This window comes from Streptomyces flavovariabilis, assembly GCF_000725785.1.
Lineage (GTDB): Bacteria > Actinomycetota > Actinomycetes > Streptomycetales > Streptomycetaceae > Streptomyces > Streptomyces hawaiiensis.
On sequence record NZ_JNXD01000004.1, the window covers coordinates 25,218 to 50,525 of the forward strand.

Consider the following 25,308-nt stretch of genomic DNA (forward strand, 5'->3'; position numbering starts at 1 on the left):
CTCAGTCACCCACCCTCTCCAGCAACGCCACCGGCACCCCCGCGAACAGCTCCGCCACGCGCGCGTGCCCCGTGAACTCCCGCCCCGGCTCCAGCAGGTCCGCCCAGCGGCCCGGCGGCAGCGGCAGTCGCGTGTCCTGCCAGCCGCCCGCCTCCGCGAGCCGCAGGGACAGGCGTGTCACGGCCGTCAGTACCTCGCCGGAGCGGACGAACGCCAGGCAGTGCGCCGCCGCCGGTCCCTCGGCCGGCAGTGCCATGTACGTCGCCGTGTCGCCGAAGGCGCCGGGCCGCCGGGCCCGCAGTCCCAGCGCCGCCCGCGTCACCGCCGCCTTCTCCCCGGACGTGCCGCCGGACTCCGCGGGCGGGAAGTCCACCGCCCGCCGGTTGTCCGGGTCGACCAGCGCCCGGTACTCGGCTTCCGTGCCCTGGTACACGTCCGGGACGCCCGGCATCGTCAGGTGCACCAGGGCCGTGCCCAGCACGTTGGCCCGGATGTGCGGAGCCAGCGACTCCCGGAACGCGGCGACCCGCTCGCCCGGCTCCCCGCACGGCCCGGCCGCCACGAACCGCTCCACCGCCTCCTCGTACGACGGCTCCTGCTCGGTCCAGCTCGTGTACAGGCCCGCCTCACGCACGTGCTTCAGCAGCGCCCCCTGCACCCGCTCCGGCACCCCGGACGCCGGGCCGAGCCCGAACACCGTCTGCCAGGCTGCCCACGCCAGTTGCGCGTCCGGCACGCCCTCCCCGGTGCGGGTCACCTCCGCGAGGACGTCCGCCCAGCGGTCCGGGCACTCGGTGAGCACGTGCAGCGCCGCCCGGACGTCCGCACTGCGCTTGGTGTCGTGCGTGGTGGCCACCGTCCCCGAGACCGGCCAGTCGCGCTGCACACGCGCGCAGTACGCGTGGAACTCCTCCGGCGGCAGCGCGGGAGCGCCCGGGTTCCCGCCCACCTCGGTCGCCGACAGCAGCGGCACGTACCGGTAGAACGCCGTGTCCTCCACGGACTTCGCCCGCAGGGCCGACGAGGTCTGCGCGAACCGCGTCCGGAACTCCACCTGCGCGGGCTCGTCCCCGTACCGGCCCAGCACCAGGTCCCGCACGACGTCCACCGCCCCGGCCTCCTCGGGCACGGCGAAGGCGTGCCGGGCCTCGGCTGCGGCCTCCTCGGTGACCACGGACGCGGCGTCGGCGGACTCGTAGGACCGGTAGACCTCCATCCGCACGAGAAGCTCCTGGAGGGCGGTGCGCAGCGCCCAGGGCGCACGGTCGCGCAGTGCCGGCTCCGGCGAGGTCGCGCACAGCCGGGTCGCCACCCTCGTCAGCCGTTCGGTCTCGGTGGCCAGCTCGTGCGTGAGGACCTTGTACGCCGCCCGCCGCACCGTCGCGTCCCACTGTCCGCCCCGGTCCGTCTGCGGGGCCGCGAAGCGCCGGTACTGACCCAGCAGGTCCCCGAACCCGGCCGGGTCCGTGAAGACCCCGTCCACGTGCCGCAGGGCGTCGTAGCCGGTGGTCCCGGCGACGGGCCAGGACGCGGGCAGGCGTTCGCCGTCGGCCAGGATCTTCTCCACGACCGTCCAGCGGCCCCCGGTCGCCTCGTGCAACCGCCGGAGGTAGCCGTCGGGGTCGGCGAGCCCGTCGGGGTGGTCGACGCGCAGCCCGTCGATCACACCCTCGTGCAGCAGTTCGAGGATCTTGTCGTGGGTGGCCTCGAACACCTCCGGATCCTCCACCCGGACCCCGATGAGTTCCGAGATGCTGAAGAACCGCCGGTAGTTGAGCTCGGTCCGGGCCAGCCGCCACCACACCGGGCGGTACCACTGCGCGTCCAGCAGGTGCGGCAGCGGCAGGTCCTCGGTGCCCTCGCGCAGCGGGAGGACGTGGTCGTAGTAGCGCAGCACGTCACCGTCGACGCGCAGCTCGTCGAGCACCTCGCCCAGCGGCCCGCCGAGGACCGGCAGCAGCACCTGCCCGTCCTGCGCCTCCCAGTCGATGTCGAACCACCGCGCGTACGGCGACTTCGGGCCCTCGCGCAGCACCTCCCACAGGGCCCGGTTGTGGCGCGGGGCCATGGCCATGTGGTTCGGGACGATGTCCACCACCAGGCCGAGGCCGTGCTCGCGCGCGGTGCGCGCAAGTGCCCGCAGCCCCTCCTCGCCGCCCAGCTCCTCGCGCACGCGCGCGTGGTCGACGACGTCGTAGCCGTGCGTCGAGCCCGGCACCGCCTCCAGGACGGGGGAGAGGTGCAGGTGCGAGACGCCGAGCGAGGCCAGGTACGGCACGACGGCCGCGGCTGCTCCGAACGGGAACTCGGGCTGCAGTTGCAGCCGGTACGTGGCCGTGGGCACCACCGGGTCAAGTCGCTCAGGTGTCATGGAACGTACGTACCCGCCCCGCCGCCGTTCGTGTCATCGCCCGCGCCAGGCGCGCCGCGCGTCGCCCGGACGAGTGGCTTCCGGGCGACGCGCACGCGCTGAGCGGTCAGACGGGCCGCTGGAGCACCGTCATGCTCCGGTCCGTCAGGGTCAGCCGGTCCCCGGCCTGCACCTTCGGGCCGGTGTCCGAGGGCACACCCTCCGGGAGGGCTGTGTCGACCACGACCTCCCACTGCTGCCCGTGATTGACCGGAACCACGAACTGCAACGGCTTCGGCGAGGCGTTGAACATCAGCAGGAACGAGTCGTCGGTGATGCGCTCTCCGCGGGCGTCCGGCTCGGAGATCGCGTTGCCGTTGAGGAACACCGTCAGCGCGCCCGCCTGCGCCGAGTCCCAGTCCCGCTGGGTCATCTCCCGGCCGTCAGGGGTGAACCAGGCGATGTCGGACAAGTCGTCGTGCGTGCCCTCCACGGGCCGGCCGTGGAAGAAGCGCCGGCGGCGGAAGACCGGGTGGTTGCGGCGCAGCCACACCATCGCGCGCGTGAAGGCCAGCAGCTCCCTGCCGAGGGTCCCCTCCGCGTCCTCTCCCTCGTCGGGCCACTCGACCCAGGCGAGCTCGTTGTCCTGGCAGTAGGCGTTGTTGTTGCCGCCCTGGGTGCGGGCGAACTCGTCGCCGTGGCTGATCATGGGCACGCCCTGGGACAGCATCAGCGTCGCGATGAAGTTCCGCATCTGCCGGGCCCGCAGCCGCAGCACGTCCGGGTCGTCGGTCTCGCCCTCGACCCCGCAGTTCCAGGACCGGTTGTGGCTCTCGCCGTCCCGGTTGTCCTCGCCGTTGGCCTCGTTGTGCTTGTCGTTGTAGGCGACCATGTCGTGCAGGGGGAAGCCGTCGTGGCAGGTCACGAAGTTGATCGAGGCCAGCGGGCGGCGCCCGTCGTCCTGGTACAGGTCGGACGAGCCGGTCAGCCGCGAGGCGAACTCGGCGAGGGTGCGCTGCTCGCCCCGCCACAGGTCCCGCACGGTGTCCCGGTACTTGCCGTTCCACTCGGTCCACAGCGGCGGGAAGTTGCCCACCTGGTAGCCGCCCTCGCCGACGTCCCACGGCTCGGCGATCAGCTTCACCTGGGAGACGACCGGGTCCTGCTGCACCAGGTCGAAGAACGACGACAGCCGGTCCACCTCGTGGAACTGCCGGGCCAGTGTCGCCGCCAGGTCGAAGCGGAATCCGTCGACGTGCATGTCCGTGACCCAGTACCGCAGCGAGTCCATGATCAGCTGGAGCACGTGCGGGGACCGCATGAGCAGGGAGTTCCCCGTCCCTGTCGTGTCCATGTAGTAGCGGGGGTCCTCCGTCAGCCGGTAGTAGCGCGAGTTGTCCAGGCCCTTGAAGGACAGGGTCGGGCCCAGGTGGTTGCCCTCGGCGGTGTGGTTGTAGACCACGTCGAGGATCACCTCGATCCCGGCCTCGTGCAGCGCCTTGACCGCCGACTTGAACTCCAGCACCTGCTGGCCCCGGTCGCCCCAGGACGCGTAGGCGTTGTGCGGGGCGAAGAAGCCGATGGTGTTGTAGCCCCAGTAGTTGTTCAGGCCCATGTCGACCAGGCGGTGATCGTTCACGAACTGGTGTACGGGCATCAGCTCCAGGGCCGTGACCCCGAGTGCCGTGAGGTGCTCGATGATCGCCGGGTGCGCGAGGGCCGCGTACGTGCCGCGCAGCTCCTCCGGCAGCCCGGGGTGAAGCATGGTGAGGCCCTTGACATGGGCCTCGTAGATCACCGTGTGGTGGTACTGGGTGCGCGGCCGCCGGTCGTCGCCCCAGTCGAAGTAGGGGTTGACCACGACCGACGTCATCGTGTGCGGCGCCGAGTCGAGATCGTTGCGCCGGTCGGGATCGTCGAAGTGGTAGCCGTAGACCTCCTCGCCCCAGCGGATCGAACCGCTGATCGCACGCGCGTACGGGTCGAGCAGCAGCTTCGCGGAGTTGCACCGCAGTCCGTGCTCGGGTGCGTACGGGCCGTGCACCCGGAACCCGTACCGCTGCCCGGGCATGATGCCCGGCACGTACGCGTGCCGCACGAACGCGTCGCTCTCCCGGAGCTCGATCGCCGTCTCCGAGCCGTCGTCGTGCAGCAGACACAGCTCTACTCGGTCCGCGGCCTCCGTGAAGACCGCGAAGTTGGTACCGGCGCCGTCGTACGTGGCACCGAGTGGATACGCCTCGCCAGGCCAGACCTGCATGGATACGACTCTTTCAGGTGTGCGGCGCCGGTGGGGACGCCTTGGTCCCGAGTCTCCCCGAAAGTGAGGGAACCTCCTATGACTTATCTCCCTCTTACCGAGTGACCAGTGCATACGCGGTATGCCGAACTCTTGGGGCCAATACATACTCCCGGGGCTGTTGGGGGAGTAGGGGGAAGACGTGCGCAACATAGTGCACCGCCACCTGGGCAAGATGGTGGCCGGTACGACCATCGCGGTGGCCGCGACCGCCGTGATGGTGGCGGTGACCCTGCCGGGCACGGCGGGGGCGGACGACACCGGGACCCGGGCGGGGCGGTCCGCCCCGCTGGTGGCCGGCGGTGCGGCGGCGGGCGGCCGGGCGGCCGTGGCGCCGGGGGTCGTCGAGGCGGCGCCCGCCGAGGGGCAGCAGGGCGAGGGCCGCGATCCGCTGACCGACGACGAGCTGAAGCGGGTCGAGAAGATCGCCCTCAGCCGGCAGCTGTTCCGCAGCAGCGAGAGCGTCGACGGGGACCGCGGGCCGCAGCGCCTCGGCGTCGACCTCGCCGAACCCGAGGCCGACGAGGCCGGCAAGCCGGACGCACCCCGGCGTGCCGACGTGACGTTCTACGACTACCGGGACGACACCCTCGTCACCCGGACCGTCGATCTCGGCACCGGCAAGGTGGTGGCGACCGCCACCCAGCACGGTGTCCAGCCGCCCCTGAGCCGCGCCGAGAAGGCCGAGGCGGCCGGCCTCCTGATCGCCGACCCGCTGGGCGCGGGCCTGAAGGCCGACTACCAGGACGCCACCGGCAAGGCGCTCACCTCCCCGGACCAGCTCCAGCTCAGCGGAGCCGTCTACCGGGCCGCGCCGGGCGCCCAGCCCGCCGTGCTGGACCGGTGCGGGGAGCACCGCTGTGTCCGGCTCTTCCCGAAGATCAAGAACGGTCCGTGGGTCGACGCCAGGTCGCTCGTGATCGACCTGAGCGCCCGCAAGGTCGCCCGGCTCGGCCTCTGACCCGCCCTCTCCGCTCACCCGTCCACCCCGCTCCTCCTCGTCAGGGAGTCATCTCGTCATGCGCGTGAACAGCAACACCAAGGCCCGCACCCGGGCGGCCGCGGCCCTGACCGTGGCCGCGCTGGCCGCGGGCGCCACGGCCGGCGCGGGACCGGCCACCGCCCAGCCGAAGGCCGCCCCCGCCCCCGCCGCCGCCTGCAGCGCCGCCTACCGCATCGAGCAGAAGCTCTCCTCCGGAACCACCTGGCGGATGTGCTGGCGCTACGACGGCAAGGCCGGCCTCGTGCTGGAGAACATCTCGTACCAGCCCAAGGGCGAACCCAAACAGATCAAGGTCCTCAACAGCGCCCGGCTCGGCCAGATCCACGTCCCCTACGACGACGGCAACATCGAGTACGACGACCTCACCGGCTTCGACTTCGCCCAGGGCCTGATGAACCTGGCGCCGAGCGAGTGCCCCGGCGGCACCATCAAGTCCGTCAAGGTCCCGGACTCCTGGAACGAGGACCCGAACGTCAAGGGCCTGTGCACCACCACCCGCTCCCGCGGCCACGCCTACCGCATGCAGGGCGACACCGCGAACAAGGTCTTCCAGGCCGAGGGCAAGGACCTCCTCGTCTACACGGTCAACCAGGTCGGCTGGTACGAGTACATGACCGAGTGGCGTTTCCAGGACGACGGCGCGATCACCATGAACGTCGGCGCCACCGGCAGCCTGTCCTGGGACGACTACGACGCCGGCGACGGCCGCGGCTGGCCCATCGGCAAGGGCGCGAGCGCCAAGTCCACCAGCCACAGCCACAACGCCTTCTGGCGGCTCGACTTCGCCCTCGACGGTTCCACGAAGAACAAGGTCGAGCAGTACGACTCCACCGTCGCCGCCCCGGTCAGGGGCCAGCGCGCCCCCACCACCAAGACGACCCGCACCAAGGTGAGCAAGGAACTCGCCGGGGACAGCAAGAACTACCGCTGGTGGCGCATGGTCAGCGCGACCGGAAAGAACAAGGACGGACACGCGCGCTCCTACGAGATCGTCCCCGGACCCACGACCAAGTACCCGGGCCGCAGCTACACCAAGCACGACCTGTACGTCACGCAGTACAACAAGTGCGAACTGTTCGCCAGCCACAACCCCGGCAACTGCGGAGCCGGAGCAGGCAAGTCCGTCGACAAGTGGGTGAACGGACAGGCCCTGACCCACCCGGTGATGTGGATGAACATCGGCTTCCACCACATAGCCCGGGACGAGGACCAGCAGCCCATGCCCGTCCACTGGCAGGGCTTCTCCATCGCCCCGCGCGACGTCACCGCCATGAATCCGCTCACTCCGGCCGAGCTCGGCTGGCAGAACGGGCACTGGCAGCCCCGCGGTTGAGAACCACCCTGCCCATCCGGCTGCACCGCCGACCGCTCCCGGAGTACCCTTCCTTGATCGTTGACAAGGGCGGTGCCCGGGGGAGTGGAAGGCGGTGCGCGGGTGGGCTCGGGAGGGCTGGAGCTGCCCCCTGGTGACGAGGGTCACGAGGGGAACTCCACTGACGTCCCGACCGGTGCCGTGTCCCTGGCGCGGCCGATGGACGCGACGGGCTCGATCGGCCCGGAGCTGGACTGGGACGCCGAGGCCTGGCGCGAGGTGCGCACCCGCGCCCAGCGGGCCGGCCGGGCCTACATCTGGCTGAACCTCGTCGAACAGCGGCTGCGCGCGGTGGTCGCCGCCGTGCTGCGGCCCGTCTACGAACCCGTGCACGGCGAGGACTGGGTGGTCGCCGCTGCCGGGCCGGCCGGCCAGGAGTGGGTGCAGCGCGCGGTGGCCGTCCGTGAGGTCAGCCGCCGCAAGGGCTATCTGCTCGACCCGGCCGACGACAACGTGCTCTCCTTCCTCACCCTGCCGCAGCTGCGCGAGCTGATGGTGCAGCACTGGCCCTGCTTCGAGCCGTACTTCGACGACCGCCGGGACGTCGAACTCGCCCTGGACGAGCTGGAGGTCACCCGGAACGTCGTCTCACGCAACCGGGCCCTGTCCGAGGCCGTGCTGAGCCAGGCCGAGCGGGCCTCGGCCAGGCTGCTGGAGATGCTCGGCGCGGGCGGAGACGTGCCGTCGGCGCGCCGGCTGCCCATCGACGCGGTCGAGGACCTGGTCGGCGACCGGTACGCCGACGTGGTCGCCGTCCACCCGGACCGGGTCAGACTGATGCGGCAGTTCCCGGCCGAGGACGTCTTCGGCGGCGCCCGCCGTCTCGACGCCATCGGTATCGGCCTCAACCTGCTCGTGCAGAACTTCTCCGGCCGGCGCCTGGTGCGGCTGGCCGAGTCCGGCTGCCGGGTCAGGCTGCTGTTCCTCAACCCGGCCTCCAGCGCGGTCAAGCGGCGTGAGCGCGAACTGGGCATCAAGCGCGGCGAACTCAGCCGGGCCGTCGAGATGAACATCCTGCACATGCGCCGGGTGCGCGCCCGGCTGCGCGACCCGGGCGCCTTCGAGATCCAGGTCTTCGACGAGACACCCCGCTTCACGGCGTATCTGGTGGACGGCGACGGCGCGGACGGCATCGCGGTCGTGCAGAACTATCTGCGCCGCACCCGGGGCATGGAGGCGCCGGTGTTCGTACTGCGCAACAGCGGCAAGGTGGTCAAGTCGGGGGAGATGGACGAAACGGGCCTCTTCCCCACCTATCGCGAGGAGTTCGAGGTGATGTGGGCGGATTCGCGGCCGGTGTCCTGAGCGGCGCCCCGGTGCACGGTGGTTCCCGGCCCGCCGCGGGTAAGCGGAACGCGATCCTCTGATTGTCAGTGGTGCGTGGGAAGGTGGGGACCACTGGGGGAACGCACCACAAGAAGGGGGACGGCCGATGGGCTGGCACCGGGAGCTGCTGGTCGGCTTCGACCTGGAGACGACGGGCACGGATCCGCGCGAGGCGCGCATCGTCACGGGGGCCGTGATCGAGGTCAGGGGCGGGGAGCCGATAGGGCGCCGGGAGTGGCTGGCCGACCCGGGAGTGCCGATCCCCGAGGACGCGGTCGCGGTGCACGGCATCAGCAACGAGCGGGCGGCGGCCGAGGGCAGACCGGCCGACCAGGTGGCGGACGCGCTCGCCGATGTCCTCACGTCCTACTGGAAGACGGGTGTGCCGGTCGTCGCCTACAACGCGGCCTTCGACCTCACCCTGCTCTCCGCGGAGTTGCGGCGCCACGGCCTGCCGTCCCTGCGCGAGCGCCTGGGCGGTGCGGATCCGGCCCCGGTCATCGACCCGTACACCATCGACCGCTGGGTCGACCGCTACCGCCGCGGCAAACGCAACCTCGAAGCGGTCTGCGCCGAGTACGGCGTCGTCCTGGACACCGCCCACGACGCCATGGCCGACGCGCTGGCGGCGGCCCGGCTGGCCGGGGCGATAGCCGACCGCCATCCCAAGATCGCCACCCTCGGTCCGGCGGCCCTGCACCACCACCAGATCGAGTGGTACGCGCAGTGGGCGGCGGATTTCCAGAGCTTCCTGCGCGGCAAGGGCGACGCGACGGCCCTGGTCGACGGGACGTGGCCGCTGCGGGAGTCGGCGGACGAGCCGGTCTGAGCCGGCGGTCAGGCGGTCAGAACGGATACCACCGCACCGTCTCGTCCCCGTCTCTCAAGGACCGCACCCGCCGCTCGAACTCGGCCAGCGCCTTCGGGTTGCTCGGGGCGTGCTGAGCGACCCATGCGCAACTGGCCGTCTCCCGGGCCCCGCGCAGCACACCGCAGCCCTCCCACTCGCGTACGTCCCAGCCGTAGGTCTGAGCGAACGACGCGTACGCCTCGTCCGGAACGCCGTACCGGTCGTGGGACAGCACCATCACCACGAGATCGTGCTCCCGCAGATCCGCGGACACCGTCTCCAGATCCACCAGCACGGGCCCGTCGGGTCCGACCTGCACATTGCGCGGCAGCGCGTCCCCGTGGATCGGCCCCGGCGGCAGATGCGGCGTGAGCGCGGCGGCCCGGGCGGCGAACCCGTCCCGCCGCTCGCGCAGATACGCCGCGTCCGCCGGGTCGATCACGTCCCCCGCCAGCCGCAGCCACCGTTCCACACCGCCCAGCAGATCACGGGCCGGAAGGTCGAAGGGAGGAAGAGGCGTGGCATGCACGACCCGTAGCAGTTCGGCCAGATCCCGCGGCTCGGCGGGCCGCACGGCATCCGGCAGCCGATGCCACACCGTCACCGGATGCCCGTCGACCAGCAGCGCCTTCGGCTCGGCCGCCCGCACCGCCGGCACGCCCGCCTCGGCGAGCCACACCGCCACGTCCAGTTCGCGGCGCGCCCGGTCGAGGAGTCCGGCGTCGCGGCCGACCTTGACGACCAGGTCGCCGGCGGCGAACACCGCGTTCTCGCCCAGGGCGAGCAACCGCGCCTCCCGGACCGAACCGGGCAGCACCCCCGCCGCGGCCACCACGTCCCGCGCCCGCGCCTCGTCCATCGTCCGCCTCCGTCGTCCGCGCTTCGACCGTCGGGTTCCGGCCATCCACCGGTCAGTGTCGCATCGGCACAGGTCGGGCGGCGTACGCGGTGCCTTGACGAGGCACACGGCCTTCACGAGCATGAGCAGGCCGGCCGAGTGGGTAAAGGGGCTGATTCCGTGACAACGGTGACCGAGGCTTCGCCACCTTCGCCACCGGACAGGCGGACCGGCCGCAGACCCGGTGAGGACCGGCCCCGGCAAGCCGTCGACCACGGCGCCTGGTTCCTGGTGCTGCCCGCCCTGATCCCGATCCTCGTCCTCAGTGTCGGCCCGCTGCTGTACGGGATCCTGCTGGCCTTCACCGATGCCCAGTCGGGGCGCACCGAGCCCACGCGGTGGATCGGGGCCCTCAACTTCCGGGACCTGCTGCACGACACGCTGTTCTGGGAGTCGTTCCGCATCGGGCTGGTGTGGGCGGTCGGGGTGACCGTGCCGCAGTTCCTGCTCGCGCTGGGCCTCGCCCTGCTGCTCAACCAGGACCTGCGGCTGCGCTGGCTCGCCCGTGCCCTGGCGATCATCCCGTGGGCCATGCCCGAGGTCGTCGTCGGCATCATGTGGCGGCTGGTCTACAACCCGGACGCGGGCATCCTCAACGAGACCCTGCGAGACATCGGGCTCGGCGGCGGCCGGGACTGGCTCAGCGGACTGGCGACGGCGCTGCCCGCCGTGATCGTCGTCGGCGTCTGGGCGGGCATGCCCCAGACGACGGTGGCGCTGCTCGCCGGCCTGCAGAACACCCCGCGCGAACTCCACGAGGCGGCGGCGGTCGACGGGGCGGGCGCCTGGCGCCGCTTCCGCACGGTCACCTGGCCCGCCCTGCGGCCCATCGCCCTCGCCATCACCGCGCTCAACCTGATCTGGAACTTCAACTCCTTCGCCCTGGTCTACGTCCTCACCAACGGCGGCCCGGGCGGCCGGACCCGGTTGCCCATGCTCTTCGCCTACGAAGAGGCCTTCCGCTACGGGCAGTTCGGCTACGCGGCGGCGATGGGCTGCGTGCTGGTCGCCGTGATCTCGATCGCCCTGGCCGTGTTCCTCGCCGGCCGCCTCAGGGGAGGTGACGACGCGTGAGGACCAGCCGTCCGGCCCGCGCCGGCCAGTACACCGCGCTGCTCGCGTACCTCGTCTTCCTCGCCTTCCCGTTCCTCTGGCTGGTCTCCACCGCGTTCAAGCCGCCGCGCGAGCTGGGCAGCCTGCACCCGACATGGATCCCGAAGGACCCCACCCTCGCCAACTTCCGGCAGGCCTTCGACGAACAGCCGCTGCTGCACGCCGCGCTCAACTCCCTGCTCGCCGCGCTCGGAGCGGCCGTCGTCGCCGTGCTGATCGCGACGCCGATGGCCTACGTCGTCGCCCGCCGCCGCACCCGGCTCGCGAAGGCGGTGACGGGCTGGGTGGTGGTCAGCCAGGCGTTCCCGTTCGTGTTGCTGATCATCCCGCTGTTCCTCGTGCTGAAGAACCTCGGCCTGATCAACTCCGTGCCGGGGCTGGTGCTGGTGTACGTGGTGTGGGCACTGCCCTTCGCGCTGTGGATGCTCGCCGGGTACGTACGCGCCGTGCCGCCCGAACTGGAGGAGGCGGCGGCGGTCGACGGGGCGGGCCGGGTGCGGACGCTGGTGTCGGTGACGGCACCGCTGCTCGCGCCGGGCATCGTGGCGACCGGGCTGTTCGCGTTCATCACCGCGTGGAACGAGTTCTTCTTCGCGCTCGTGCTCCTCAAGACACCGGAGAAACAGACGCTTCCCGTGGTCCTCACCCACTTCATCGGCGCCGAGGGCGTCGCCGACCTCGGCCCGCTCGCGGCAGCGGCGTTCCTCGCGACACTGCCCTCACTCGCCGTCTTCGCGATCATCCAGCGGCGGATCACGGGCGGCATGCTCACCGGGGCGGTGAAGAGCTGATGCGCGCCCGCCTGCTGGCCCTGGTCCTCCTGCTGCTGCTCGCCGGCTGCTCCTCGGGCGGCACCCGCGACGACGGCCGGATCACCCTGCGTTTCCAGTCCCTGGCCTGGCAGGAGGAGTCCGTCGAGGCCAACAAGCAACTGGTGAAAGAGTGGAACGCCGCCCACCCGGACGTCCGCGTCGAGTACGTCCAGGGCACCTGGGACAGCGTCCACGACCAGCTCCTCACCGCGTTCGAGGGCGGCGAGGCACCCGACATCATCCACGACGCCTCCGACGACCTCGCGGACTTCGCCTACGGCGGCTACCTCGCCGATCTCACCGGCCTGCTGCCCGCGAGACTGAAGTCGGACATCCCGCGGCGCAGTTGGGAGACGGCCACCTTCGGGGACGGTGTCTACGGCGTGCCGTTCCTCCAGGAACCGCGCGTGCTGATCGCCAACACCACATGGCTCAGGCGGTCCGGCGTGCGGATCCCGACCCCCGGAAAACCCTGGAGCTGGGCCGAGTTCCGGCGGATCACCGAACGCCTCAGCGGCCGGGGGAAGTACGGCGTCGCCTGGCCGCTGAAGGAACCCGTCTCCGCCACGCTCAACCTCTCCCTGTCGGCGGGCGGACAGCTCTTTCACCGGGGGCCGGACGGCAAGGTGACGGTCCGGTTCGAGGCAGCCGACCAGGTGGTGCCGCGCACCGTCCACGACCAGGTGAACACCGACCGCAGCGCCTCGCCCACGACCCTGGGCAGTGGCGGCTCCGACACGCTGCCCGGCTTCTTCGCAGGCCGGTACGCGATGGTCCCGCTCGGCTTCTCCTACCGCCAGCAGATCGTCCAGCAGGCCCCCGAGGGCTTCGACTGGCAGGTGCTGCCCGCTCCGGCAGGCGCCGGCGGACTCACCCAGGGCGTCAGCCCCCAGACCCTCTCCATCGCCGAGGACTGCCCGCACAAGAAGGAGGCCGCCGAGTTCCTCGACTTCCTCCTCAGACCACCGAACATGGTCCGTCTCGCCCTCGGCGACTGGATGCTGCCCACCGGCACGCAGGCGCTCAGGGACCCCGCCCTGCGCACGACGCGGCACGGCTGGGCCACCGGCACCGCCCTCGCCGCCCAGCTGCGCCCGGCGCCCGCGCAGACGGTCCGGGGCTACCCCGAGTGGAAGGACAAGGTGGCGACCCCCGCCCTGCAGGAGTACTACAGCGGAGCCATCGGACTCGGCGAACTGCGTGAACGGCTGGAGCGGGACGGCAACCTGGTGCTCGCCCGCTATCAGCGCTGACCCCGGCGAAAACGCGACCTCCCCCGTCACGCTGCTGCTCGAAGTCGGCGCGGGCAAAGGCGCGTTGACCGCCCCGCCGGCCCGCACGCTGCGGGGAGCTGCGCGCGTACGGGATCGACCCGCGGCTCGTTCCCGTACTGGCCGCGCGTCCGCCGCGTAGGGCCTTCTCGGTCGCCGGGAACGTGCCGTTCTCCCGGACCGCTGACGTCGTCGGCTTGTGCCTGCGCGCCCGCGCCCTCACCGACGCCACCCTGCTCACCCAGCTCGAGTACGCCCGCAAACGCACCGGGGACTACGGCAGCTGGACGCTGCTGAGGGTCCGGAGCCGGCCCCGCTTCGAGTGGCGGCTGCTCGGCCGGGTCGACCGGCGCGGCTTCCGGCCGGTGCCGCGCGTGGACGCCGGTGTGCTTCGCATCGAACGGCGCCGGACCCCGCTGCTCGACGACGCCGCCCGCCGCAGCCGGCGGTCCCTGGTCGAGCTGGGTTTCTCCGGGGGTGGGCGGCTCACCGCACGCCTCGCTGCGCAGGGCCCATCCGAGGCGGCGGGTGGACGCCGCGTTCCGGGCGGCGCGGCTGGACCCGGGCGTGCTGGTGGGCGAGGTGGCCCCGGCGCGGTGGCTGCGCCTGCACGAGGTGCTGACCTCGTAAACACAAAGAGATTGCACGAGACGTATCGTCTCGTCTAGTCTCGGTGCATGACCAGTCGCGCCCACATCGCCATGTTCTCCATCGCCGCCCACGGCCACGTGAACCCGAGTCTGGAGGTGATCCGCGAGCTAGTGGCACGCGGCCACCGGGTGACCTACGCGATCCCGCCCGTCCTCGCGGACAAGGTCGCGGGCACCGGCGCCGAGGTGAAGCCATGGAACTCGACGCTGCCCTCGCCCGACGACGACCCGGAGGCGTGGGGGAGCACGCTGCTGGACAACGTGGAGCCGTTCCTCGACGACGCGGTCCAGGCCCTCCCGCAGCTGATCGCGGCCTACGAGGGCGACGAGCCGGACCTCGTCCTGCACGACATCGCCTCCTACCCGGGCCGGGTCCTCGCCCACCGCTGGGGCGTCCCCGCGGTCTCCCTCTCCCCGGCCATGGTCGCCTGGGAGGGGTACGAGGAGGAGGTCGCCCGGCCCCTGTGGGAGGAGCCGAAGAAGACCGAACGGGGTCGCGCCTACTACGCCCGCTTCCACGCCTGGCTGGAGGAGAACGGGATCACCCTGCACCCCGACGACTTCGCGGGCCGGCCCGACCGCTCCATCGTCCTGCTCCCCAAGGCGCTCCAGCCGAACGCGGACCGTGTCGACGAGCGGGTCTACTCCTTCGTCGGCGCCTGCCAGGGCGACCGCGCCACCGAGGGCGGCTGGCAGCGGCCGGCCGATGCCGAGAAGGTCGTGCTCGTGTCCCTCGGGTCCGCCTTCACCAAGCAGCCCGGCTTCTACCGGGAGTGCGTCAAGGCGTTCGGCGACCTGCCGGGCTGGCACCTGGTGCTCTCGGTCGGCAAGCACGTCGACCCGGCCGGGTTCGCGGACGTCCCCGCCCATGTCGAGGTGCGCACCTGGGTGCCGCAGCTGGCGATCCTGAAGCAGGCCGACCTGTTCGTCACGCACGCAGGCGCCGGTGGCAGCCAGGAGGGCCTCGCCACCGCCACGCCGATGATCGCCGTACCGCAGGCGGCGGACCAGTTCGGCAACGCGGAGATGCTCCAAGGCCTCGGCGTGGCCCGGTGCCTGTCCACCCAGGAGGCGACCGGCGAGACCCTGCGCGCGGCGGCCCTCGCGCTGACCGGCGACCCGGAGGTGGCCCGCCGGCTGAAGGAACTGCAGGCGCAGACGGCCCAGGAGGGCGGCACCAGGCGTGCGGCCGACCTCATCGAGGCCGAACTGGCCACCCACCGGGGCCGGTAGCGGCATCCGGAGTCAGACCGACGACTTCCCCTTCCCGTCCGCGCGGGCTCACCTTCGGGGGCGCCCGCCCGGACCGGGAGCCGGAGATCGTGCGCCGCGACGAGCAGGTGCTCCAGGTGCGGCGGCCGAGCTGACGAGGGCGAACGGAAGGGCCCGTCGGTTGCCCCGGCAACCGACGGGCCCTTCGCGCCGCCGCAGGGATCAGACCTTGAGGGGCTCGCCCTGGTCGTCCCGCGCCGCCGGTCCGGTGACCGCCTGCGGCGTCTCGTCGTGCGTGAGGTCCGGCAGCCGGTGCAGCCACTTCGGCAGGTACCAGTTGCGCTCGCCGAGCAGCGCCATCACCGCCGGCAGCAGCACGCCCCGGATGATCGTCGCGTCGATGAGCACCGCGGCCGCGAGGCCGACGCCCATCTGCTTCATGGACTGCATGGACAGCGTCCCGAAGATCGCGAACACGGCGACCATGATGACCGCGGCACTGGTCACCACCCCGGCCGTCGTGACCACGCCGTGCCGGATCGCGTCCTTCGTCGCCAGGCCCCGCAGCCGCGCCTCACGGATCCGGGAGACCACGAACACGTGGTAGTCCATCGACAGGCCGAACAGGATCACGAAGAGGAACAGCGGCAGCCAGGTGATGATCGCGCCGACGCCCTCCGCGCCCACCAGGGACGCGCCCCAGCCGTGCTGGAACACGGCCACGAGAATGCCGTACGCGGCGCCCACCGACAGCAGGTTCAGCACGATCGACGTGATCGCGATGGTCAGCGAACGGAACGACAGCAGCATCAGCGCGAAGGCGAAGACCACGACGAACGCGAACACCGGGACGACAGCGCCCGCCAGTTGGTCGTTGAAGTCCTTGGACCCGGCCACCTGTCCGGTGATGGGCGCCTCGACCCCGTCGACCTTGCCGAGCGTGGCCGGACGCACCTCGTCCCGCAGGGTGTCCAGGCTCGCGCCCGCCTTGTCCTGGTCGGAGCCGCCGACGAGCGGGACGTAGACGAACGCGACGTTCTGCGCGTCGTGCAGCTTGATCTCCACCGGGCCGCGTGAAGCGCCCGAACTGATCGCCCGGTCGCGGAAGTCGGCGAGCGCGGACTTCACCTCCGGCGCGTTGATGTCGTCAGCCCTGACGACCACCTCGGCCGGCTCGGATCCGCCCGGGAAGGCGTCGTTGAGCCGGTTGTACGTCTGCACGATGGGCAGCGAGTCGCCGAACTCCTGGTCCAGGGTGAGCTGTTGCGTCTTCATGCCGAGCGCGGGAGCCGCGATGGCCAGCAGCGCTCCGGCCGCGACCACCACCGCGATCACCGGCTTGGCGAGGACGCGTCGCAGTACGGCCGTCCAGAACCGGCTGTCCTGACCGCCGCCCCGCTTGCGCCGGCGCAGGAACGGCAGGCGGCCCTTCTCGACGCGCTCGCCCAGCAGCGACAGCAGCGCCGGCAGCACGGTCACGGACCCCACCATCGCCACGGCCACCACCATCAGCGAGGCCAGACCCATCGCCTCGAACTCGGCGAGCCCCGTGAACAGCATGCCCGCCATGGCCACACACACCGTGACACCCGAGACGACGATCGCCCGGCCGCTGGTCGCGGCGGCGATCCTCAGGGCCGTCTGCGCGTCCCGGCCGGCCTCGCGCTCCTCGCGCTCCCGGCGCAGGTAGAACAGGCAGTAGTCGACGCCGACGGCCAGACCGACCAGCAGCATCACGGAGTTCGCGGTCTCGCTCATCGGCATCACATGGCTGACGAGGCCCATCAGACCCATCGTCGCCATGATCGCGGTGATCGCCAGCAGCACCGGCAGCAGCGCGGCTACCAGGGCGCCGAAGGCGATGAGCAGAATGCCGAGGGCCACCGGCACCGCGGAGTACTCGGCCTTCTTGAAGTCGTCGCCGAACGCGTCGTCGAACGTCTTCATCATGCTGGCGCCGCCGATCTCCTCGATCCGCAGCGCCTCGTGGTCCCGCTGGACGCCCTCGACGGCCTTCAGCACCGGCTCGACCCGCTCGCCGGCCGTGTCCGGCTCGCCGCGCATGTCGAACTGCACGAGCGCGCTGCGGCCGTCCTTCGAAATCGTCTTCGTGTCGTACGGCGAGGTCACCTCGGTGACCCGGCCGGTCCCCTCGACGGCCCGCACGACGGCGCCGACGGCGTCCCGGAACTCGGCGTCCGTCGCCTTCAGGCCAGCGCCCCGGGCCTGGATCAGCACGGTCTCACCGGCCGGCTCGTCGATCCCGGCGTCCTCGATGATCCGCGCGGCGGTGTGCGTCTCGCCCTTCAGCTGGTCGCTGTCCTTGACGTCGACCCGGCCCGCCGCCGAACCGAGCCCCATCGCCAGGACGACGAACAGCACCCAGATACCGACGGCAGCCCATCGGTGCCGGGCGCTCCAGCCGCCGGCCCGGGCGGCGAGGCCCCGCACCCGTATGTCTCCGTTCCCCATGACGGGCTTGCCCCCTCGAAATGCGGTGGCGGCCCCCTGCCGCCCCCTTTCGTTTCGAAGGTATGGGTCGTATAAAGCCATCGCGTCGTGCTTCCCGGTGACGTGGCAGGACCGGAACTCATCCCCATGGAGCGACCCCCTCCCCACTGGGGAGGAGCCCGGCGGACTACGGCCCCTTACACCTATCGCACGACATTCCGGGCTCCTCGGGTGTGTGGATCCTGAGCAGACGGTTGTGCCCCGCGAAGACCGGTGAGTAATTTACGGGCCGGGCAACTGCCCGCAGCGGCCGTCGTGCCCACCCCCACGGGGCACGACGGCCGCCTTATCGTGAGCGGATGACGACGACATACGCGGCCCTGCTGCGCGGGATCAACGTGGGCGGCAGCAGGAAGGTCCCCATGGCCGACCTGCGCACCCTCCTGGCGGACCTCGGCCACGACGACGTCCGTACGTACCTGCAGAGCGGCCAGGCCGTGTTCTCCTCCGGCCACGGGAACGAGGAGTCGCTGGCGGGCGAGATCACGCAGGCCATCGAGAAGCGCTTCGGCTTCGGCGTCGACGTGATCGTGCGCGACCACGCCTATCTGCGGGCCGTCGCCGACGCCTGCCCCTTCCCGGCCGCCGACCTGGAACCCAAGCAGCTCCACGTCACCTACCTCTCCGCGCCCGTCACCCGCGACCGCTTCGCGGCGATCCGCCAGGACGCCTTTCTCCCCGAGGAGTTCCGCCTCGGCGACCGGGCCCTGTACCTGTACGCGCCGAACGGCCTGGGCCGCTCCAAACTGGCGGAACAGCTGTCGAAACCGCGCATCACCAAAGGCCTGACCGCCACGACCCGCAACTGGAACACCGTCGTCAAGCTGGTGGAGATGACGGGTACGTGAGCACGACCGGGCGGTCGGGAGTTCCGGCGGGCGACACCGTTCAGCGGACGGGCAGGGTGACCCGGCGGTCCCCGAGGCGGGGCGAGTACGAGATGATCCCGGCCGGCACGGACAGCCGCGGGTCCGCGAAGAGCCGCCGCCACGCGTCCTCGGAGCGGGCCGCGGCGACCGCGTCGGCCGCAGCGAGGTCGTCCTCGGTGAGGGGCGCGCCTTTGCGGAGCTGAGGGTCCCAGCCGTCCCAGGGGAGCAGTTCGACGCCGTTCAGCGCGGCCAGGTCGCGCAGCACATTGCCGCGCACGAACCACAGGCCGCGGAGCCCTTCGCCGGCGCTGAACCCGCACGTCCGCGGATCCACGCGTCCCCGGCGGCAGGCCCGCCAGACGTCACCGGCCACCAGGAAGGCGTCCCGCGGCACGTCCATCGGGTCGAACGGCACGTCGTACCCGCTGAAAACCTGTGCGTCGGCCAGCCGCAGGCCGCCGTCCGGCGCCCGGTACTCCGTGACCCAGTGGTCCTCGTACCAGCCGTCGACGAAGTAGGTGGCGAACCCGCAGCGCAGGCGCGCCGGCGTCCCCGTGGCCCGCAGCAGCGAGCACAGCAGGAGCGAGAAGTCCCGGCAGGTCCCCACGAACCTCCCGCCGGGCGCCCGCGGTTCGGTGAGCGCGGTGTCCCCGCGCTCCCGCAGGATCCGCAGGATCTCCGTGACGTACCGGGACTCGGCGTCGTGATGCAGCCGCTCCTCGGGCACGGCGTACCCCAGGAGCCCGCCCTCACCCTGGTGGATGATCAGGCCCCTGACCACCGCGGCCAGCCTGCGCGGCTCGCGGGGCAGCCCGGTCGTGTCGAGGTTCCCGGGATCGCTGTACGGCGTCTGCCGCGAAGAAAAGTCCTCGTTCATGCCGGGAGCCTCGGCCCTGCCCCGGGGGCAAGGTCAACCCGCCGGGCCGTTCGGGTGAACGCCTCCGCCGCTCCCTGCGTACCTACGGGCGGACGGCACGAGAACGGAGTCTCGCGAGAGGAATCGCACGGCCACCGACAGGAGCCCGCAGTCATGAGCGACACCAACCTCGTCTACGCCTACGCGGTCCTGCGCCGCACCCCCGAGGCCGCGGCGGCCACGGCCCGCCTGCGCGGTGTCGCCGGAGAGCCGATCCACCTGGTCGACCCGGCGGTCACCGGCCCTCAGCTCGCCTTCGCCGTCGGCCACGTCCCGCCCGCCGACTACGCCGACGCTCCCCTCCAGGCCCACCTCGACGACCTGGACTGGCTGGAGTCCACGGTCCGCTCCCACCACGCCGTGGTGGCGGCGCTGGTCGCCACGGGCACCGCCGTGCTGCCCCTGCGCCTCGCCACCGTCTACCGCGACGAGCAGGGCGCCCGCCAAGCCCTCGACACCCGCCGCGGCTACTTCCTCTCCCTCCTCGACCGCCTCACGGGCCATGTCGAACTCGGCGTCAAGATCTACGCCGCCCCGGACATCACCCCGCCCGACGCCGGGCCGGAGTCCGCGCAGGACCCGGTCACGGGCCTCGGGGTCGGCCGCGCCTACCAGGTGATCCGCCGCCGCAGACAGCGCAGGAACGAGGAGGCCTGGCGTACGGTCGCCCTGGCAGCCGCCCGCGTCACCGAAACGGCCCGCACCCTCGCCGTCGACCGCGTCGCCCACACCCCCGAACGCGGCAGCCTGGCGGGCACGGCCCCCGGCACCAACGTCGGCAACGACGCCTACCTCGTCCCGGCCGGCCGCGTCGACGCCTTCCGCACGGGCATCCTCACGGCCGCCCAGGGTGTCCCCGGCCTCCGCGTGGAGATCACCGGGCCCTGGGCCCCGTACTCCTTCGCCCTCCAGCCGGAACCCCACGAGGAAACGGCCGCGTGAGAGTCACGGTGACCGGATCCCCGCCATGATGGTCTCGGACACCGAACGGTGACGCAGGTAGTCGAGCACGCCGTGCGGCCAGGCGGGCGCGATGCTGATGTCCGGCAGCTCCTCGACACCCTCGAACACCCGGGCCAGTTCCCCCCTGGGGATGGCCACGAAGTCCCCGGCATCGGCGAGGTTCACCCACCGCCGCACACCCGCGGGCTTCGTGCCCTTCCCGTCGCACGGGAGGGGATCGAGGCGATGGAAGACCGCGTGGGGGAGTGCCAGCGGCGAGCCGAGGGTGAGCAGCAGCCGCACGTCCAGTTCGCCCGCCAACTCGTGCAGGGACTCGTAGGCGACGACGCTGCCCAGCGAGTGCGCGACGACGACGTCGGGGCGGTGCCGGAGCAGCGCGCCCCGCACCCGCTCGCGCACAGCCGCACGCCGGGTGGCGAAGTAGCGGGCCACCTCCGGGAAGAACATCCGGACCGTCCTCTCGACGACGGCAGGGCGCTGCCCGGACCGCTGAGCGACCTGCCCGCAGATCCACCGGACCCACCCGGTCGCCCGCCCCTGCACACCGCTCGGGTCGATCCCCCAGGCCCGCGCCCATTGCTCGACGAGCACCACGTCCGTGTCGTCCAGCTCGTCACTCTGCCGCTCACTGCGCAGAAGATCGGCGTAGTACGCCGTCTCCAGTTCCAGCCCGGGGATCCTGTCGCCGAGCGCTTCCAGCCAGTCCGCGCGCAGGCGCTTGCCGCCAAGGGCGGGGGTGGCGTCGGCGGCCTTGTAGTTGCGGACGCCGTGCATGCCGAGGAGGCGGGTCATGGCAGCGGGGCCTCCGGTTCCGGGGGAGTGCAGCGGTAGGTGCCCAGGGCGCCGTCGACGACGACGTAGACGAGCTGAGGGCCGGCGAACCCGAAGGAGGACAACTCCCCGGCGACCGGGATGCTGGCGCACAGGCGCAGCGTCCGGGCTTCCCAGACCTCGACGGCCTGCATGCTCCCGCGCCGTCCGAGGGCCACACCGACGAGCCTGCTGTCGGGAGAGAAGACCAACGGCAGCAAGGAGGACGCCTTGCCGGACAGCCGGACGCTCCCGAAGTCCCGCACAGGCGCCGGGTCGGCCGGGAAGACGTACAGCCGCTGGAACGACGTCGCTGCCAGCAGAGAGCCGTCGGGCGAGCTCGTGAGGTCCGAGAGCGGCTCCGCGCAGGACCAGTTGGCGATCTCCTCGCCGGTGACCGGGTTCCGCAGACTCAACAGGCTGTTGTCGGCGTCCTGGACGGCGATGAAGCTCCCGTCGGGTGAGCCGACGACGCCCTTGTCGAACTTCGGCAGCTCCGGCGGGGGCGCCTCGCCGGTGAGGCTCTTCCACAGCCGCAGATGGCCGTCCTCATCGCCACTCACCAGGACCGAGGTGTCGGGATGCACGGCGATGGAGGCCGACCTGGCCGCGACCGGCAGCCGGTTGACGACGTGCATCGACGCCACGTCGACGACGTGGAACGCCTGCCAGCCGCCCACGACCAGGAGAGTCCCGTCACGGGTGAAAGCCAGGTCGTTGCCCGCCGGCACGGCCACGCTGCCGACCTTGCTGCGGGTGGCCACCGAGTACAGGGCGACGGAGCCGCCGTGCACCGCTACGGCGACGAGGCCGCCGTCGGGGGAGAAGCACACCGATCGGGCGTACCGCTCGTCGTCCACGAGCGTGCGGCCGCCGTCCTCAAGGTCCCAGAGCGTCGTCCCGCCGGAAGAGCACACGGCCAGCAGATGCCCCACGGAGCTGAAGGCCACAGCCTGGAATCTGGTGATGTCCTCCGTCTCCCCGAGATCCCACCGCGCCTCCTCGCACGGGTCGTCACCGGTGATGTCCCACACGGAGACCCCGAGTTCCTCGCTGGCCACCGCGAGCCGACGGCTGTCGGACGAGAAGGTGAGCGCGTTCACCGTGCCGGTTCTGCACTGCCAGGGTGCTCCGGCCGGCACGCGATGGTGCACGTCCCACAGTTGCACGCTCCGCGTGAACGAATGTCTGGCGAAGGCGAGCAGGCGACCGTCGGGGGAGAAGGCCACCTTGCTGATCCCGCTGCGTGACCTCCTGCCGAAGAGGGGGGCGACCGACTTCCAGGTCTCCGTCTCCAGCACCTGCACACCGCGATCGGTCGCCGCGGCGAGCAGAGAGCCGTCCGGCGAGAACGCGATGTCGGACACGGTGGTGCCCGCGGTCCCGACGGAGCGGCTGTTGGAATTCACGCGGCCGCCGCACGACCACAGAAGCCTGTACGCCGCGTCCTCCGGCCGGACGGCGGCGTCCTGCGCGATACGGCTGAACCGCTCCCTGGCTTCCCGTAGCCCCAGCCGGTCGGCGTCGAAGGCGAACACGGAGGCGCGTTCGGCGGCGCCGCGCAACCGGGCGTGGGTGACCCACGAGGCGCTGAGCAGCCGCAGGAAGTCCGCGGCCCGCTCCGACCGGACGAGGTCGAGAGCGCGATGGTCCTCACGGAGGTCGAACCGGACGAGGAAGTGCGGATCGGTGAGCAGGGACTCGGCGTGAGCGGCGGAGCGTGCCCGTGCGGCATGTCCCAGCGCATGGCGCAGCACGTAGGGTTCACCCTCGGCCGCCTCCCAGGGGTCCTTGCCTTCCTGCGGGTCCGAGGAGTACGGCCTGACGAGTTCCGACAGCAGCTCTCCCTCGAGGGCGAGGCTCGCCGCCTCGTCCAGGGGGTCCTCGCTCGTCGGATGGTCGTGCAGGTAGTCGACCAGGCCCTGGTGGAAGAGCCGGTACAGGGTCTCACCGCTCTGGGGGTCGCTCCCGTACCGCAGGAAGGGCGAGGCCTCCCACAGGGTGTCCTGGAAGTGCTGTTCCTCGATCGAGTCGACGCCCAGCGCCCGCAGGCCGCGTTTCAGGGTCGTGCGCGGCATGCCGTCGCCGCGCGAGCGCGCGAGCACGGCCAGCACCGCCCGCAGATGCGGGTAGTCGTGGCGCCGTGTCTTCAGGATCGATTCCAGCAGCGTCGGCAGATGGGGCGACGCCGCCTTGGCGTACATGTCGGCACCCACCTCGTCGCGGGGCGGGTACTTCAGGGTCAGCAGGAAATGGACGTACAGGCCGGCGAGCAGGAACGGGCCCCACGGCTCGTCCCCTCGCGCGCCGCGCACGAGGTGCGCCGCGCCCTTCTTGGCCAGCAGGCCGGCGAATTCCGACGAGGGGCCGGTGGCGTAGGGCCCCTGGGCGTCGAGGAGACGCCGGACGTAGCGCCGGACGTCCTGTTCGACCGCGGCGGGTTCCGACGCGTCGAGGTCGATGTGCAGGCCTTCGATGTCCGCCGCCTCGTCCAGAGCCGACAGGGCGGTCACCACTTCCCGGCGGCCGCCGAGCAGGATCCTGCACGGCGCGGGGGCACTGTGCCGCTCGCCCGCTTCCCGGGGTGCCAGGAGATCGGCCACCAGGCGCAGAACCGCCTGGGGCTCGGTGCTCTCGTCCACGGCATCGAGCACGATGAGACGGTTCTTCTGTTCCCGCGCCAGCAGGAAGCGCAGCGCCTCGGACGTCTGCGGTGGCGTGCCCGGCCCCCGGTTCCCCTCTCCTTCTTCGTCGGTCTGCTTGGGCCGCCGCGCCCAGACCGCGGAGGCGATGGCGGCCAGCACTTGCTGAGCCGACCGCTGGCGCGCGTGCACCGCGACGATGTCCGGTACCTCGGGCAGGTCGAGCCCGGACGACTCCCAGAGTTCCCGGAAGCGCCGGCGCAGTCCGGGGTCCGCGGCACAGACGATGACCCCCAGTAGCCCGGACTTTCCCGCGCCGGCCGCACCCGTGACGGTCAGCAGAGGACCTGTTCCGGACACCCACTCCATGGCGCGGGTCAGTTCCGCGGTGCGGCCGGAGAAGAACCCGGTGCCGGTGTCGACCGGGACGAGGCCGCGGCCCGAGGCGCGGTCGGCGAAGTAGGCGGTGTCGTCGGCCTGCCCGCCGGCCGCCGGGGCGCCTGAATCGCCTTCACCGGGGACGTAGCCCAGTGAGCGGCGCCGGGTCCGCAGCTGTTCCGGGGTCAGTGCGACCAGACGGGGGTTCGGCAGGAACGGCCAGTCGGCGTCCCCTTGTTCGACACTGAAGCCGAGCGAGAGGCGCTGGTCGGCCGGGTCGCTCCGGATCACCCGGATCAGTTCGCGGACGAACCGGCTGAACCTGATCGACTCCTCGTCGATGTGGAGGTCCAGGTCCGCGAGCCGGTGCAGTGCGGCGGCGATCCGGCTGCTGAACTGACCGCTTTCGGTGGGGGAGGTGCTGACGGCCGCGCCCAGGGCCCAGACGCCCCGGTCCGCGTCGATCTCGGTGAACGGCTGCCGGCCCGTCGCGACGCCGGCCGAGCAGGTGTCGACCAGGAAGACGACACGGTGCCGCATGCCACCGCGCTCGACCTCCTGCTGCGCCTTCTCGATCCACCGGTCGACGTCCACCTCGCGGTTGTCCCGAGCGACGAACGACAGCCGGTGACTCCGGTCGATCCTGCCGTGCCCGATGAGATGGACGACCACGACACCGGACGGCTGGGAAACGTCGACGAGCCGGCCGCGCAGGAGCGCCTCCACCTCGATCTCCGTCGGATCCAGCGAGGTGGCGACCGTGGCGCCGAGCCGGTCGAAGGCCTCCTCGACCTCGCTCATCCGTGCCGGGACGAAACCGAGTTCCTCCAGGTCGGAGCCGTCGTCGAAGCTCCCCACACCGATCGACAGCACGGTGACGCCGGGAGATGCGGGCTGCCGGGTCTCGCTCTCCAACTGGCCTCCCAGGCGCCTCGGTCGGGGCGGCGCCGGGATCGGCTGTCGGCGTCGCTCTCCGACGCTACCCGATCACCCGCCGGACACAAGGCCGTTCGGGTTGCCCGGGACGGCGGCACCGATCGGCGGGCACGTGGCGCGGTGGCCG

17 protein-coding genes and 1 pseudogene are annotated in these 25,308 nt (G+C 71.8%); 11 read left to right on the forward strand and 7 right to left on the reverse strand.

Translation table 11 applies throughout. The annotated features are described in order from the left end of the window. Position 1 precedes the first annotated feature (1 nt). Both treY and glgX read right to left on the reverse strand, forming a co-directional pair. Positions 2-2,371, reverse strand: a complete 2,370-nt coding sequence (gene treY, locus IO24_RS0109375; RefSeq protein WP_031133883.1) for a malto-oligosyltrehalose synthase — start codon at positions 2,369-2,371, stop codon at positions 2-4. A 106-nt stretch (positions 2,372-2,477) separates the two neighbouring features. After that, positions 2,478-4,610: a glycogen debranching protein GlgX gene (gene glgX / locus IO24_RS0109380; protein WP_031133885.1), complete on the reverse strand. Its 2,133-nt coding sequence runs from the start codon at positions 4,608-4,610 to the stop codon at positions 2,478-2,480. 181 nt (positions 4,611-4,791) lie between these two features. On the opposite strand from glgX, the gene IO24_RS0109385 reads away from it, so the two are divergent. The 4 genes from IO24_RS0109385 (at position 4,792) to IO24_RS0109400 (ending at position 9,179) form a co-directional block, all read left to right on the forward strand. After that, positions 4,792-5,610 (forward strand): hypothetical protein, encoded by an 819-nt coding sequence (locus IO24_RS0109385; RefSeq protein ID WP_031133887.1) that lies wholly within the window; start codon positions 4,792-4,794, stop codon positions 5,608-5,610. A gap of 58 nt (positions 5,611-5,668) precedes the next feature. Further along, positions 5,669-6,985 carry a copper amine oxidase gene (locus tag IO24_RS0109390; protein ID WP_031133889.1) on the forward strand — a complete coding sequence of 439 codons (1,317 nt, stop codon included), beginning with the start codon at positions 5,669-5,671 and terminating at the stop codon, positions 6,983-6,985. Between the two features lie 102 nt (positions 6,986-7,087). After that, a complete protein-coding gene (locus tag IO24_RS0109395; RefSeq protein WP_037667662.1) occupies positions 7,088-8,329 on the forward strand; it encodes an SAV2148 family HEPN domain-containing protein in 1,242 nt (413 codons plus the stop codon). 127 nt (positions 8,330-8,456) lie between these two features. After that, the gene (locus tag IO24_RS0109400) at positions 8,457-9,179 is read left to right on the forward strand and encodes a 3'-5' exonuclease (protein ID WP_031133892.1); all 723 of its coding nucleotides are present in this window, start codon (positions 8,457-8,459) and stop codon (positions 9,177-9,179) included. A 16-nt stretch (positions 9,180-9,195) separates the two neighbouring features. Here IO24_RS0109400 and IO24_RS0109405 read toward each other — a convergent pair whose 3' ends face one another. Further along, complete coding sequence (locus IO24_RS0109405; protein ID WP_031133894.1) at positions 9,196-10,059, reverse strand: phosphotransferase enzyme family protein; 864 nt, start codon at positions 10,057-10,059, stop codon at positions 9,196-9,198. A 159-nt stretch (positions 10,060-10,218) separates the two neighbouring features. Here IO24_RS0109405 and IO24_RS0109410 point away from each other — a divergent pair, with 159 nt between their 5' ends. The 5 genes and pseudogenes from IO24_RS0109410 (at position 10,219) to mgt (ending at position 15,177) form a co-directional block, all read left to right on the forward strand. After that, positions 10,219-11,172: a carbohydrate ABC transporter permease gene (locus IO24_RS0109410; RefSeq protein ID WP_031133896.1), complete on the forward strand. Its 954-nt coding sequence runs from the start codon at positions 10,219-10,221 to the stop codon at positions 11,170-11,172. Continuing rightward, entirely contained in the window at positions 11,169-12,002 is an 834-nt protein-coding gene (locus tag IO24_RS0109415; protein ID WP_031133898.1) for a carbohydrate ABC transporter permease, read from the forward strand. The genes IO24_RS0109410 and IO24_RS0109415 overlap by 4 nt, the downstream gene beginning before the upstream one ends. Then, entirely contained in the window at positions 12,002-13,276 is a 1,275-nt protein-coding gene (locus tag IO24_RS0109420; protein ID WP_031133900.1) for an ABC transporter substrate-binding protein, read from the forward strand. The genes IO24_RS0109415 and IO24_RS0109420 overlap by 1 nt, the downstream gene beginning before the upstream one ends. 31 nt (positions 13,277-13,307) lie before the next feature. Beyond that, positions 13,308-13,924, forward strand: a pseudogene (locus tag IO24_RS40490) (23S rRNA (adenine(2058)-N(6))-methyltransferase Erm(C)); the annotation flags it as partial. A gap of 47 nt (positions 13,925-13,971) precedes the next feature. After that, entirely contained in the window at positions 13,972-15,177 is a 1,206-nt protein-coding gene (mgt, locus tag IO24_RS0109430) for a macrolide-inactivating glycosyltransferase (RefSeq protein ID WP_031133902.1), read from the forward strand. A gap of 201 nt (positions 15,178-15,378) precedes the next feature. Here the strand turns inward: mgt and IO24_RS0109435 are convergent, their stop codons facing one another. Then, positions 15,379-17,628 (reverse strand): MMPL family transporter, encoded by a 2,250-nt coding sequence (locus IO24_RS0109435; protein ID WP_031133904.1) that lies wholly within the window; start codon positions 17,626-17,628, stop codon positions 15,379-15,381. Between the two features lie 338 nt (positions 17,629-17,966). On the opposite strand from IO24_RS0109435, the gene IO24_RS0109440 reads away from it, so the two are divergent. Further along, positions 17,967-18,515, forward strand: a complete 549-nt coding sequence (locus tag IO24_RS0109440; protein ID WP_031133906.1) for a DUF1697 domain-containing protein — start codon at positions 17,967-17,969, stop codon at positions 18,513-18,515. Between the two features lie 40 nt (positions 18,516-18,555). On the opposite strand, the gene IO24_RS0109445 is transcribed toward IO24_RS0109440, so the two are convergent. Continuing rightward, positions 18,556-19,413 (reverse strand): transglutaminase-like domain-containing protein, encoded by an 858-nt coding sequence (locus tag IO24_RS0109445; protein ID WP_031133908.1) that lies wholly within the window; start codon positions 19,411-19,413, stop codon positions 18,556-18,558. Between the two features lie 153 nt (positions 19,414-19,566). Here IO24_RS0109445 and IO24_RS0109450 point away from each other — a divergent pair, with 153 nt between their 5' ends. Beyond that, complete coding sequence (locus tag IO24_RS0109450) at positions 19,567-20,394, forward strand: GvpL/GvpF family gas vesicle protein (protein ID WP_031133910.1); 828 nt, start codon at positions 19,567-19,569, stop codon at positions 20,392-20,394. 3 nt (positions 20,395-20,397) lie between these two features. On the opposite strand, the gene IO24_RS41965 is transcribed toward IO24_RS0109450, so the two are convergent. Both IO24_RS41965 and IO24_RS0109460 read right to left on the reverse strand, forming a co-directional pair. Next, positions 20,398-21,207, reverse strand: a complete 810-nt coding sequence (locus IO24_RS41965; protein ID WP_051905870.1) for a hypothetical protein — start codon at positions 21,205-21,207, stop codon at positions 20,398-20,400. Continuing rightward, entirely contained in the window at positions 21,204-25,160 is a 3,957-nt protein-coding gene (locus tag IO24_RS0109460) for a P-loop domain-containing protein (protein WP_031133912.1), read from the reverse strand. The genes IO24_RS41965 and IO24_RS0109460 overlap by 4 nt, the downstream gene beginning before the upstream one ends. Between the last annotated feature and the right edge of the window lie 148 nt (positions 25,161-25,308).